This window comes from Ochrobactrum sp. WV_118_8 (assembly GCF_039631535.1).
GTDB lineage: Bacteria > Pseudomonadota > Alphaproteobacteria > Rhizobiales > Rhizobiaceae > Brucella > Brucella anthropi.
Window position 1 is genome coordinate 1,100,835 of sequence record NZ_JBDIUZ010000002.1, and the last position, 12,540, is coordinate 1,113,374.

Here is a 12,540-nt window from a genome sequence, read left to right on the forward strand (position 1 = left end):
GGCTTACCCCAATAAGTTGGGGGCATGGGTCAGCGGACACATAGCAAAACAGACCGTTAGACGGTCTTCGCTACGGCACACCGGGACACCCCGCCCGTGGACGTTATTTTGCCAAGGCAGGTCTCCTGGCTCGCGGGTCATTGCTCTCGTCCGTCTTCCCAGGGAGAACCCCAGTGACAATCTGGACGTCAGCTTGCCGCTTACAGTTGCGGGGGCAGCGCCGGCTTTCCCGAATGAGACGGGGCACGGACTTCCCTCTTAGCTCCGGCGTATCGAACACGACAGCCGGAGAACCTAGGCATTACAATCTTCCTGCATCGGCCACATAATGTCAATAGAATATAAAGAGATGTTTATATCTTTAAGTCATTGACCGCGAGATTGAGTTCCGCATCTACCGTTCCAGTTGCACCAACGCAATTGATCGATCATCTCGCTATCAATCTCCAGCTACCCACCTCCCCGACACTGCGCGAAGATTTATACGCAGCGGCAAGGAAATACGGATACGGATTCTCGGGCACTTGCGAACACTCGACTGAAAGCCATTTTGGCTTTCCCGCTATCAAACGCCACGGTTTGCAGCTTGCTTGGCAGAGCCGCCCTTTGGCAGACAGAAGGCGTCCGTTCAATGATCAGGAATTGCTTAACCCCAATGTTAACATTGATCGGCTTATGATGCGCCCCGGCTATCCAGGAGTTCTCGCTTTAGCAAAGTCTCAAGCCACTCGGCAAACACATGCAGCCGGCGTGAGAGATGTTGCTTATGCGAATAGAGCAGCGTCATTGGCATCGGTTCGGCGCGATAGTCAGGCATCAGCTCAACGAGTTCACCGGCATCGAGATGGCTTCGCACATCGTAAGCCGGAATCTGGATCACCCCGAGCCCGGCGAGACAGCAGGCAATGTAGGCCTCAGCGCTGTTGACGGTGACCCTCCCGCGCATCGGCAAGGTGCGCAAGGTTCCGTCTTCCAGCCATTCCCAGTCCTCAACGCGACCGCTCGACGGTGATGCGTAGTTGACAGCCCAATGCTTGTCGAGATCGTTTATTTCCCTTGGGGTTCCATGTCTCGCCAGATAGGCGGGGCTTGCGACATTGATCAGGGCCAATCTGCCGATTGGGCGAGCAATCAGGCCTGAATCGCTCAAGAGACCGACGCGGACAACACAATCCACGCTATCCTCCACCAGATTCACCGCACGATCCGTAACTCCAAGGTCGATGTCAATCTGTGGATAGCGCTCAAGGAACTCCGGAAGCGCTGGCGCTATGATCAGGCGACCAATCCGACCGGGGACATCAATGCGCAGCCTGCCCGATGGTTGAGCTGCACTCTGTCGGAATAGATTTTCCGTTTCCTCAACATCGGCGATAACACGTTGACAACGATCGTAAAAAGCCGTCCCGTCCTGGGTCGGCGAAACCTTGCGGGTGGTGCGATGAAGCAGCCGCGCCCCAACCCGTCCTTCAAGCTCCTGAACCGCGGCGGAAACGGAGGAGCGCGGCACGCCAAGCGTGTCGGCGGCACGGGTGAAGCTCGCACATTCAACGACACGGGTGAAAATACGGAACAGATCAATGCGGTCCAAGGTACACGGGAATCCTTATTGTACTGCTTTTCTGACAAGTGAAGTCAGAATGATAATCTTTATACCGAAATTATAGACGATATCTTTTCCCGACGAAAGCGGCCGTTGGTGTGGTCGCACGTTGGCTAAGGAGGCCACCTCATGACCGATCACAGCATCAAGGGCAAAACTGTTATCATCGCCGGTGGGGCAAAAAATCTCGGCGGACTGATCGCCCGCGATCTTGCAGCACAGGGCGCGAAAGCGATCGCTATCCACTACAACAGTCCGGCGACCAAAGCCGATGCTGAAGCAACGGTGGCGGCGCTCAAGACAGCCGGCGCCGATTGTGTCGCCATCAAGGCCGACATGACGACGGCAGGCGCTGTCGAAAAGCTTTTCGCAGATGCTGTCGCCGCTATCGGCAGACCGGATATTGCAATCAACACGGTCGGCAAGGTACTCAAAAAGCCGATTGTTGAGATTTCCGAAGCCGAATATGACGAGATGAGCGCCGTCAACGCCAAGAGTGCTTTCTTCTTTATCAAGGAAGCCGGCAAGCATCTCAACGACAACGGCAAGCTGGTGACACTCGTTACCTCCCTGCTCGGTGCGTTCACGCCCTTCTACTCGAGCTATGCCGGCACCAAGGCGCCTGTCGAGCACTTCACGCGTGCGGCCTCGAAAGAGTTCGGTGAGCGCGGGATTTCGGTGACGGCCATCGGGCCCGGACCGATGGACACACCGTTCTTTTACGGCCAGGAAAGCGCCGAGGCCCAAGCCTATCATAAAACGGCGGCGGCGCTCTCCACCTTCTCAAAGACCGGACTTACCGACATTGAGGACATCGTTCCTTATATCCGTTTTCTTGTCTCCGATGGCTGGTGGATGACGGGCCAGACAATCCTCGTGAACGGCGGTTACACCACCAAGTAACAAGACCAGCAACCTGTCGGCCAAGCCCGGGTCCCAGGAGTTCCGATCCGCCTCCTTGAGACCGGCTTCGCTCGGAAGAGGCGGCAGCAAGATTTGTAATCGGTCCATGATTGCAACACCTTGCTGCCATTCCTCCAGTTATGCTTCTGGCGAGTAACCGAACGTTACCGTTGGGTTTTCGGCTGTCTCCACCCAGATACTCTTTGCTTGCGTATAAGCCATCAGCGCATCCTTGCCGCTCGAGCGACCGTAACCGCTGCGGCCGAAACCGCCAAACGGCGACATGACCGAGATTGTTTTATAACCATTGATCCAGAAGGTTCCGGCCCGCACGCTGGCTGCAACACGATGAGCCCGCGCGACATTCTCGGTCCAAACGGCACCTGCGAGACCGTAGGGATTGTCGTTGGCGAGCGCAATTGCTTCCGCCTCGTCGTCAAAAGGCATGACAGAGACAACCGGACCGAACACCTCTTCCCTGGCAATCGTCATTGCCGGTTCAACTCGATCAAGGATTGTCGGCGCATAGTAGTAGCCCCCGGTTTCCTCCAGTGCGTCAGGTTTCTTTCCACCTGCCACAAGTATCGCACCTTCGGCCACACCATCCCGAACCATCTGATCAATCTTCATCCATTGACGCGCGTTGTTGATCGGACCGACATGCGAGTTATTGTTAAACGGGTCTCCGACAACAATACGATTGGCAGCATCAACGTAGCGCTCCACAAACGCCTTGTGGATGGACCGGTGAACTAGCAAGCGTGACCCGGAAACGCAGCTTTGCCCCGCTCCGCTGAAGATAGCCGACTGCGCACCAACAATCGCGCGATCCAGATTGGCATCGGGGAAAACAATATTGCCGGATTTTCCGCCCAGTTCCAAAATACACGGAACCACATTTTTTGCAGCAGTCGACGCAATCGCTGATCCGGCCTGTGCTGACCCGACAAAAACCACCAAACCCGTACGTGGATGGGATACGGCTGCCTGTCCGGCAGTTGGACCTTGGCCTGCAATCACGTTTACCAATCCGCGCGGAGCACCACCCTGCTCGCACATCAGCCCCAGGATGAGTGTGGAAAGTGGGGTTAGCTCGGAAGGTTTGATGACAACGCCATTTCCGGCACAGATTGCGGGTGCGATCTGCCATCCACCAGTAAAAAGGGGGGCATTCCACGGCGTAATCTGCGTGACCACACCAATTGGTTCATGCCGGGTATAGTTGAGATGGCTGCTTGGTACTGGAATAACATCACCATAGAGCTTGTCGCACCAGCCGGCATAATATTCAAACATCTCTGCCACACGGACCGCCTCGCCGCGAATGTCGCGGATGGGGCGACCGGCGGAACGGCTCTCGATTTCGGCGATCAACGGTGCATGTTCGCGGATACAGCGGGCGATTTGGTTCATTACGCGACCGCGGGCTGATGCCGTCAGTGCCATCCATTCCCTTTGAGCACGAGCCGCACTGTCCATCGCCGCATCGATAATCGACTGGTCTGCATCCTTGAATGAGGCAAAAACTATACCGGTCGCCGGGTCCGTCAGATTTTGCTCGTTGCCACTTCCGGCAACTATCTCACCGTTCACAAAACTGCCAATCTCTCTCTTCGGAAAGAAACTCTCGAAAATTTGAGCAATACGTGCGGCTTGTTCTTTGGGATCATGTAGTCGCGTCATAATTCTGGTCCTTACCTTGATGAATTAGGCTGAAAAGCGCCCATTCGGGTGAAGTCATCACTGTCCTTGAGATGCTCCGAACCAGCCCAGAGTTTTGCCACAACCGATGTCAGCGGATTGTCCACGCCTGCGCGTTCAGCCATCTCTTGTGCCAGCCGTACATCCTTGCGCATTAACCCCATCGAAAAGCCGCTGTCGAAACGGTCGTTCATTATCCAGGTTGGAAAGTGAACTTCGCTGATCATGGATTTACCGGAAGCGGCGTTCAGAACACGGAGGGCCGATTCAGGGCTTATTCCAGCGGCAAGTGCAAGTTTCAGGCCTTCGCTGGTTGCCACCATATGAGCCGCAGCCAGCAGGTTGTTGACAAGTTTTGCAACATTACCTGCTCCGCTAGGCCCCACATGCAGGGCCTTGGCAGCCATTGCCTCGATAACCGATTGCGCCAGCGCCAGATCAGTATCGCTGCCCCCGATCATCATCGTCAGTTTGCCGGATGCGGCTCCGGCCGGGCCTCCGCTCACAGGAGCATCAAGAAAGCCATGTCCGAGTGAAGCAAGCCTCTGTGCCAGCGCGCGGCTGACATCCGGCTCGGAGGTCGACGTGTCGATAATGACTACGCGTCTGCGCCCGCCCGTCAACTGATGGATATGCGCGTTGACCACATTCTCGACATCCTGAGCCGTCGGAAGAGAGAAAACCAGAAACTCAGATTCTTCGAAAAGCATCTCGAGTGTGTCTGCAGGCATCACTTTTGATGCTCGGGCAAGTGTCTTGCGCTCAGCTGATAGATCGAACCCCAGCGTAACGAACCCTTTTGCCACAAGGGTCTGAGCCATGCCGAGCCCCATACTGCCAAGACCAACAACACCGACTACCGGCTTTTCAGGTTGCGCCATTCCATGTCTCCATTGTTCATCGACCAACCCTCAGATTGGTCGCATCATTAATGGTGAAAGGCTCGCACCAAAGGGGGCAGAGGCATAGCCGGTTTACAGGCAACGCTGCGTCTCATCCGACGCAACAGTCCGTTGAAGGATCTATCGAAACGCTGCCATGTTGTTGGAGAGAAACCCGCTCAGTCGCTCGACTGAAAGCGGTAAACGGCGCCGGGCCCGCACCATCAGGTGTGCACTAGCTTCGGCCAGTAGCGGATCTGACAATTCGCGTATCGCTACGGCTCCGCGTTCCAATTCGGTAGAGACGGCAAAGCGCGGCAAAAAAGTAATGCCAAGCCCGGCAACTACGAACCGTCTCAAAACATCTATCGATGTCGTTTCGACAACGGGAGAGATTGCAAAACCGCGATCGGCGGCAACACGGGTGACCAACCGGGTAATGCCATGGCCAGGTCCTAGTAACGCATTGGGCAGACCCGAGCAGTCAGCCAGTTCCAACCTGTCTTTGGCCAATAGAGGGTGCTCTGGCGGTGCGACCAGACAGAGCGGCTGTTTCGAGATTGCAAGCGAGCGAACCCTTGCATCGACCAGCGGGTTGTACGCAATTCCGATATCTGCATCCCCGTTGGCAATCCCGTCCAGAACGCTTTCCGTGCCGCCGAGCTGCATGTCGTACTGCACATCAGGATAGATTTTGACGAATGAACCAAGTCCATATTGCAAGATATCGGCGAGAAATCCCTCCCCGCAAAGAATGCGGACACGCCGTTGTTGCACGCCCCTGAGAAACCCGAGTTGTTCGGTAAGCAGGCTATGCTCTTCCAAAACACGTCTAGTATGCTCCAGAACCAACTCGCCCGCTTCAGTCAACGCCATGCCGCGCGCATTTCGTTCAAACAGAGTCAAGCCAATCTTGCGCTCGGTTTCGGCGATCTGACGGCTCACGACGGAAGGTGCAACGTTCACATGTTCGGCTGCACCTCTGATTGATCCGATCCGGACCACCGCCATGAACATCCGCAATTCTTTTGCATCAAGCGTTTCCATGGCATCATTTTGCTTCGTTGGTTTCTAGGTTGAATAGACTATAGAAACAGGGCCAGACAGTAATCAGCTGGCCGCCAGTTCACTTGTAACCAGTTTGATCCAGAAATTGGCGCCTATTGGCAGCAGGGCGTCATTGAAATCGTAATAGGACGAATGCAAGCCCGGATTGGTACCGTCGCGACGACTACCAAGCCAGAAATAACAACCCGGCTTCTCCTGCAGCATAAATGCAAAGTCTTCCGCCGCCATGCTTGGGGCTTCGTCAAGAACCTTGAGACCAAGATCGGGCGAAGCAGCCAGGTTCCGGATTTTGCGGGCATTGTCAGCTGTATTGATCGTCGATGGATAACGTTCTTCATAAGCAACACGCGCCGTGCAGTCAAAGCCTTCGGCAATTGAAGTGGAAATCGCCTGTATCCGGCGGACAATCGTCTCCCCGACGTCAGGTAAGAACCAGCGAGTAGTTCCACGGACGATCATACTTTCCGGAATGACGTTCCAGGCATCACCGCCATGCATCTGCGTTACCGAAACAACCGCAGATTCCAGTGGCGAAACATTCCGGCTGACAATGGTTTGCAATGCCGTGACCAGTTGCGCGGCGGCGACCACCGGATCGGCGCCTTCATGTGGCATCGCTCCGTGCGCTCCCTTGCCGATCAACTCGATCTCGAACGTACCGAAGGCTGCCATCATCGCATCATCGCGGGCAACACAGGTGCCAACATCCAGTGCTGGCCAATTGTGAAGACCGTAAACCGCATCAACCGGAAAGTCCTTAAACAGCCCTTCGCGCACCATTTCGCGACCGCCACCTTCGTTCTCTTCCGCCGGTTGGAAAATGAAGTGCACAGTTCCATCAAAATCAAGTTTGCTGACAGCTTTTGCTGCAGCAAGAGCCATGGTTACATGCCCGTCATGACCGCAGGCATGCATTTTACCGGAAGTCTCCGACACATAATCGGCACCGCTCTTTTCGACGATTGGCAAGGCATCCATGTCGGCGCGGATACCGATTGCGCGTTTCGATGTCCCTCGCGTCAAGCTACCAATCACGCCCGTACCAGCAAAACCGGAGCGAACGCTAAATCCCCAGAGCTGAAGTTTTTCGGCTATGAAGGCTGAGGTCCGGTTTTCCTCGAACGCAGTTTCGGGATGTCGATGGAGATCATGGCGCCAGGCCGTCGCTTCTGCCAGATCTGTTTCGCTGAGAAAAATAGGCATAATATCGTTTCCCCTACACGTTCGTGGCAGGCCCGGGATCGAACCTGCCACGCGACGGTTTAACCCGTAATGCGCAATACCAGATCAGCGACTACCACCGAACCAAGATAGGTGCCGATCATTACGCAAATAGCGACGATGACAATTTTCCATCCGGAGCGGCGGGCAATCTCGAACTCGTTACGCGTCAACGCCAGCCCTCCGTAGGCCAGCGCCGGTGTTGCGAGCGCCAGGAAATTTAATTCCCCGACATTCGCCAGAACATAATCAGCGCCCGGAACGCCCGGAATAGTGATGATAATGGCGATGAGGGAAACCCATGCTACACTCGGCAAATAGAAAGGCATAAAGCGGGCCAGCATCAAGCCACCGATAGATGCTGCATAAAGCACGAGCATGCCGGGCAGCGCCTGGATCGGCGTCACATTTGTTCCGACCCAGTTTGCAACCAAACCCAGAAAGCATGCAATGACCAGGAGCAAGGCATTTTCGACAATATCAATCTTGCGTTCGTCAGTTGTCTCGACGGATAAAGTCAGGTTGTCGATTGTATTCTTCATTGATTTGGAAGTCATCCGTCTCTCCCTTATGCCGCGTTGCAATATTCTTCGGGGCGGCACTTCTTATAAAGCCATTCTGTGAGCGGCAACGCCACAAAGAGGCCTACATAAAGTCCCGTTGCATAGGTGAGGATGTTGCTCGCAGCAGCAAGAGCTAGAATGAGATCTTTCTTTTCTGGCAAAACACTCACCAGTCCACCAGTGCAGGCCGCGAGCATACTGCCCGAACCAACACCGCACGACATGGCCAACGCACGAAAATCGAAAATTCCCAGACCGTTGACTAGCGGTGGCATCAAGGCAAAAACGAACGTGCCAATCAACGTTCCGGTAGCGTATACCCCCATCACTCCAGCGCCTTCCGGACTATCCAGACCGTACTTGTCGGCAATAAGCGCGAGATTGGGCTCGCGATCGATGGAGTAGGTCGCCCCGATCGTTTCTCGTCCCATACGCAGCAGGAATACGGCGATAGGAAAAGCGACGGCTATAGTCCCCAGATTGCCGATTTCCTGTAAAATCAAAGCAGGTCCCGCAGCAATGATGTTCTCGATTTGAGGACCAACCGTCGTGCCGAACTTGGCAATAAACGGCATAATAGAAATGGTGATCATAGTGCCTGACAGTTTGACGGAATCGGACTTCAGGACTTTTCCCGTCGCCTTCAAGATACTCGGGTTCAGAATGACACCAAGAGTAAACGCATACAGCATCGGCAGGAAAATTACGGCGCCTATCCCAATAGATATTTTCTGAATGCCAACCAGTTCTGAAATACAGATGATCGCCAATACAAATACATGCAACCAGATATGTCGCATCGCAAATACATTGTTCCCCTTCACGCGGGCCTCCTTGTTTTTCTTCATACGCGCTCTGCTTCAGTATGATGAGTTTGGATTCAAGTACCAGCCTCAGGACAAGGAACACAGCGTTGCAATTGCAACAACACCGGAACTCGGCACCCCATATAGATCAGGCAATACGATTGATCTCGTTGAGCGTCGTTTCTGCCTTCGAGCTGGATAGCAGCGACGAGGCGCAAGATGCGAGCCAGAAGAATGACCAGGCGCGTTCAAGGAAGGCTTTTGGCGAGGCCGACAATAACGACTTGGAACTGTGGAACACGCCAACAGTCGAGGGGTGATTGAGAAAATTCGGAAGACAGGTCGCTTCTTTGGCCATCAAACCGATGGATATTTCCGCCAATTAAAAGCCAGGCCGCGCGCCATGCAAGGAAATATCGTAAAAACAGGCACCGGCAAACTGTTTGCCGGTGCCTGTAAAACTGGCGGTTACATTCTAGAACCGCACTCGGAAGGGTTGTGTTGCAAAGATCTGATTTGAATTGAGCACGGCTTAACTCTGGACGTAATTATGCTGCGAGTGCTTCGAACTGTTGTTTGATAGAGAGTGCTTTTTGATATTCAAAGACGCCTTGCTGCTTACGCATCATGTGAATGAGTTCGATACCAGCGAGTGTGATGCCGGCAGCGGTTTCTGACTTGAACCCAAGAATGCAGCGTGTGCGTCGTTTGATCCGACGATGATCCTGCTCAATCGTGTTGTTCATATATTTGCTGGAGCGAATGATAATAGGTTTGCCAGTCTGTCTGAGTCGGCTCTCAGCATCACATTGCATTATAGCTATTCTGTTGGTCTCGCTTCCATCGATGGTGATGCGTTCCGGCCTACCGTGGCGGGCCAGAGCTTTACGCAGAAAGCGTTTAGCAGCAGTCAGATCACGATGTTTGCTGAAATAGAACTCAACCGTATCGCCATTGCTATCGATGGCACGATATAAGTACAGCCACTCGCCTTTGACCTTGATGTAAGTCTCATCAAGATTCCATTTGCGTGTGACCTGACGCTTCTTTCGATTGAACCGTTCAAGCAGTTTTGGGCTGAAGCGGATGACCCAGCGATGGACCGTTGAATGATCGAGACCAATGCCACGCTCCGACATCATCTCCTTGAGATTGCGCAGGCTCAAATTGTAAGCCAGGTACCACCGAACACACAGGAGAATGACTGATTTATCAAAATGGCGGCCTTTGAACATCTAAAACACTCAGCTGATTAAAAGCCCGTATCCTATCAGTTCATCCATTGACGAAAAGTTTGCAACAGAACCCAATACGCCTGTTCTTATATGCGACGATGAAATGGCACACCAGAGTTGCCATCCGTGACAACTATCCAAGGAACTATGTCAACTGCTGGCTCGCGGAGTTTTTATCACTACCTACAGATTGTTTTTTCCGAATCCATTGCTTGACCAAGGCATGATTACGAAAATATTCGCTCCACGAAATGCTTGATCTTATTTCCACATTAAGCATTGATCTATATATTCTACGATCGAGCCAATTCCGACTAGCAAACCAGGAGAAAATCCACGTGGCTAATGAAACGATTACAGACACAAATCCGACTGTAACGAAAACTGATGATGCTGAACCTGTCGGCAACCAACCAAAGACGCGCGCTCCGCGGAAAAAAGCCGCACCAAAATCAAAACGAACTGGAACCGCCTCTTCTCCAGCTGCAACCAAAGTTGCTATCAAGGCCGCTAAAGCGGTCAAAGCTGCTTCAAAGGCTGAGCCCGCTACACTACCGCCGTTGGAGCGCAAGCGCAACAAGTACACGCCGGCTCAGCGTGCCTCCATTCTCGCTTCTATCGAGAAAGCAACAAAGGGTGGAAAATCCACTCTCAAGGTTGCTTTGCAGCAGGCTGAAGTGAGCGAACAAACCTACTACAACTGGAAAAACGCTGCTGCAAAGCACAGACCCGTGTCATCTACGGGCTTGTCCAGCGATGATCTTTCGAGTTTGGTTGCACTTGAAGCGGAGAACCTCAAACTACGCAAGGAACTTGCTGCAAAACTGCGCGCCGAGAATGAGGAATTGCGTAAACGTCTCGGCCGGGCTTGAGACGAGCCGTTGCCAGTATCTGCACCAGAGACCCATCCAGACAGGTGACTCCTGCACAAGTCACCTGTTACGGATTTTCATGCCTGAATGACTTTGGAGATCAGCGCCGCGTTTTTTGTTTGGTTGCTGGATCAAGTACATCGTTCACCACTCGCTCTCAATGGGGGCGATAGATTGTCTACAACCAGCTCAGGAAGCCGATGCAGTCGTACCAGTTTTACAGCAATCCACGCCTACCCGATGACATACCAATAAGCTGCGTCCGTCCGGATCAACCTCATTTGCGATCACGTCGACAGTGCACCCGCTGGTAAAAGCGGACGCTTTCACGAAGTAGCAAATCTTGCCCCGAGAAGATGTTCTTTAGAATATCGAAGCGCGCGGCAACACCACCCGCCACCAGCACAGGTTTTCTGGCCTGCCAACCTATTGCGGCTATCAGCCGGCCCGACGGAGCCAAACTGGAGATCAATCAGGTGTGAGTGCAAGTGTCGCCGAGGTTGTGTCGGGGCTAACAGCATCAAGGAAAGTCACAGTAGGAATGAAGAACAGTGAGCCTGTTACCGCACGACTGAAATCGAGAATATGATCGTAAGTGCCGGGTGGATTGCCGATAAACATATTCTCCAGCATTTTCTCGATACGAGACGGCGAACGGGCGAAGCCGATAAAATAAGTGCCGAATTCTCCTTTGCCTACTGCGCCAAAAGGCATGTTGTCACGCACGATCTGAAGCTGTTCTCCGTTCTCTTCAATGTTCGTAAGTACATTGTGAGCATAAGGCTTCTTTTGCTCATCGCGTTGCTCAATATCAGACAGCTTGTGCCGACCTATTATGTTTTCCTGTTCCTCGATCGGGACTCTGTTCCAGCTATTGAGGTCATGAAGATATTTCTGGACGATCACGTAGCTGCAGCCGGAAAATTCAGGATCCTCGTTTCCAATGAGAGTTGCGGCAAGAGCGGCCTGATCGACTGGATTTTCGGTACCGTCGACGAAACCCAAGAGATCGCGGTCGTCGAAAAACTTAAAGCCGTGCACCTCATCGGCAACGGAAACACAACCTACAAGCCGCGACATGATATGACTTGCCAACTCAAAGCACTGGTCCATGCTGTCTGCCCGGACATGGAATAGAATATCACCGGGTGTCGATACGGCGGTATGAACGCCGCGTATCTCACGGAATACATGCAACTCCTTCGGCCTCGGTGAACCGAAGAGACGGTCCCAGGCCCGCGCTCCAAAACCGGTGACGCAGGAGAGTTGCCCATTCAATCGCCGGAAACCGACACCTCGCACCAGGCTCGAAAGATCAGCGCACAGACCACGCACAGTCTTTTCTGCTTCATGACCGTCATTCATAGTCACGACCAGAAAGATCGCTGCTCTCGTCAGTTTTCCGACAACGGACTGCGAAACCGGGAGAGATGAAATATCGTCTATGGCCATGTTCACTCCGTCTCGGCAGATATTAGGTTTCCAGGGCTTGGCAACCCCTCAACTATGATTACCCAAAGCCAGACTTTCCGCCAAGCTATATCAACCGGCAACCAAAACGATCCACTTATCGGAGATAAGTGGACTTTTGCCCGGCACACACGGACAGCACGGCACGAGCTATGCACTTTCGCGCGGGTGATTGGAACAGCTGACGATGCCGCCATAACCTGCGCAAATGGTTTAA

Annotated in this window: 12 protein-coding genes and 1 riboswitch; of the genes, 3 read left to right on the forward strand and 9 right to left on the reverse strand. The window is 53.4% G+C overall.

Going from position 1 to position 12,540, the window contains the following annotated elements:
- Positions 1-98 precede the first annotated feature (98 nt).
- Positions 99-313: riboswitch (cobalamin riboswitch) on the reverse strand.
- Between the two features lie 360 nt (positions 314-673).
- Positions 674-1,591, reverse strand: a complete 918-nt coding sequence (locus ABDF71_RS19190; RefSeq protein ID WP_010660407.1) for a LysR family transcriptional regulator — start codon at positions 1,589-1,591, stop codon at positions 674-676.
- 141 nt (positions 1,592-1,732) lie between these two features.
- Here ABDF71_RS19190 and ABDF71_RS19195 point away from each other — a divergent pair, with 141 nt between their 5' ends.
- Positions 1,733-2,506: an SDR family oxidoreductase gene (locus ABDF71_RS19195; protein ID WP_094515218.1), complete on the forward strand. Its 774-nt coding sequence runs from the start codon at positions 1,733-1,735 to the stop codon at positions 2,504-2,506.
- A 138-nt stretch (positions 2,507-2,644) separates the two neighbouring features.
- Here ABDF71_RS19195 and ABDF71_RS19200 read toward each other — a convergent pair whose 3' ends face one another.
- The 6 genes from ABDF71_RS19200 to ABDF71_RS19225 form a co-directional block, all read right to left on the reverse strand.
- Positions 2,645-4,189: an aldehyde dehydrogenase family protein gene (locus tag ABDF71_RS19200; RefSeq protein ID WP_094515217.1), complete on the reverse strand. Its 1,545-nt coding sequence runs from the start codon at positions 4,187-4,189 to the stop codon at positions 2,645-2,647.
- A gap of 11 nt (positions 4,190-4,200) precedes the next feature.
- Positions 4,201-5,088 (reverse strand): NAD(P)-dependent oxidoreductase, encoded by an 888-nt coding sequence (locus ABDF71_RS19205; protein ID WP_010660410.1) that lies wholly within the window; start codon positions 5,086-5,088, stop codon positions 4,201-4,203.
- A 141-nt stretch (positions 5,089-5,229) separates the two neighbouring features.
- Complete coding sequence (locus ABDF71_RS19210) at positions 5,230-6,135, reverse strand: LysR family transcriptional regulator (RefSeq protein ID WP_010660411.1); 906 nt, start codon at positions 6,133-6,135, stop codon at positions 5,230-5,232.
- Between the two features lie 63 nt (positions 6,136-6,198).
- Positions 6,199-7,359 (reverse strand): M20 aminoacylase family protein, encoded by a 1,161-nt coding sequence (locus tag ABDF71_RS19215; RefSeq protein ID WP_500061702.1) that lies wholly within the window; start codon positions 7,357-7,359, stop codon positions 6,199-6,201.
- A 59-nt stretch (positions 7,360-7,418) separates the two neighbouring features.
- Positions 7,419-7,934 carry a hypothetical protein gene (locus ABDF71_RS19220; protein ID WP_094515215.1) on the reverse strand — a complete coding sequence of 172 codons (516 nt, stop codon included), beginning with the start codon at positions 7,932-7,934 and terminating at the stop codon, positions 7,419-7,421.
- Positions 7,935-7,945: 11 nt separating this feature from the next.
- Entirely contained in the window at positions 7,946-8,788 is an 843-nt protein-coding gene (locus ABDF71_RS19225; RefSeq protein WP_094515214.1) for a DUF3100 domain-containing protein, read from the reverse strand.
- A 119-nt stretch (positions 8,789-8,907) separates the two neighbouring features.
- Here ABDF71_RS19225 and ABDF71_RS19230 point away from each other — a divergent pair, with 119 nt between their 5' ends.
- On the forward strand, positions 8,908-9,066 hold the full coding sequence (locus tag ABDF71_RS19230) for a hypothetical protein (RefSeq protein WP_192800548.1): 159 nt from the start codon (positions 8,908-8,910) through the stop codon (positions 9,064-9,066).
- 228 nt (positions 9,067-9,294) lie between these two features.
- Here the strand turns inward: ABDF71_RS19230 and ABDF71_RS19235 are convergent, their stop codons facing one another.
- Positions 9,295-9,981: an IS6 family transposase gene (locus ABDF71_RS19235; RefSeq protein ID WP_029928553.1), complete on the reverse strand. Its 687-nt coding sequence runs from the start codon at positions 9,979-9,981 to the stop codon at positions 9,295-9,297.
- A 338-nt stretch (positions 9,982-10,319) separates the two neighbouring features.
- On the opposite strand from ABDF71_RS19235, the gene ABDF71_RS19240 reads away from it, so the two are divergent.
- Entirely contained in the window at positions 10,320-10,853 is a 534-nt protein-coding gene (locus ABDF71_RS19240) for a transposase (RefSeq protein ID WP_029928555.1), read from the forward strand.
- A 468-nt stretch (positions 10,854-11,321) separates the two neighbouring features.
- Here ABDF71_RS19240 and ABDF71_RS19245 read toward each other — a convergent pair whose 3' ends face one another.
- Positions 11,322-12,305 carry a Dyp-type peroxidase gene (locus ABDF71_RS19245; protein WP_010660460.1) on the reverse strand — a complete coding sequence of 328 codons (984 nt, stop codon included), beginning with the start codon at positions 12,303-12,305 and terminating at the stop codon, positions 11,322-11,324.
- Positions 12,306-12,540 lie beyond the last annotated feature (235 nt).

Bases quoted from the DNA above. Each gene is read 5' to 3' on its own strand.
- ABDF71_RS19245 (WP_010660460.1), bottom strand. From the start codon at position 12,305: ATGGCCATAGACGATATTTCATCTCTCCCGGTTTCGCAGTCCGTTGTC.
- ABDF71_RS19200 (WP_094515217.1), bottom strand. From the start codon at position 4,189: ATGACGCGACTACATGATCCCAAAGAACAAGCCGCACGTATTGCTCAA.
- ABDF71_RS19205 (WP_010660410.1), bottom strand. From the start codon at position 5,088: ATGGCGCAACCTGAAAAGCCGGTAGTCGGTGTTGTTGGTCTTGGCAGT.
- ABDF71_RS19215 (WP_500061702.1), bottom strand. From the start codon at position 7,359: ATGCCTATTTTTCTCAGCGAAACAGATCTGGCAGAAGCGACGGCCTGG.
- ABDF71_RS19225 (WP_094515214.1), bottom strand. From the start codon at position 8,788: ATGAAGAAAAACAAGGAGGCCCGCGTGAAGGGGAACAATGTATTTGCG.
- ABDF71_RS19210 (WP_010660411.1), bottom strand. From the start codon at position 6,135: ATGGAAACGCTTGATGCAAAAGAATTGCGGATGTTCATGGCGGTGGTC.
- ABDF71_RS19195 (WP_094515218.1), top strand. From the start codon at position 1,733: ATGACCGATCACAGCATCAAGGGCAAAACTGTTATCATCGCCGGTGGG.
- ABDF71_RS19220 (WP_094515215.1), bottom strand. From the start codon at position 7,934: ATGACTTCCAAATCAATGAAGAATACAATCGACAACCTGACTTTATCC.
- ABDF71_RS19235 (WP_029928553.1), bottom strand. From the start codon at position 9,981: ATGTTCAAAGGCCGCCATTTTGATAAATCAGTCATTCTCCTGTGTGTT.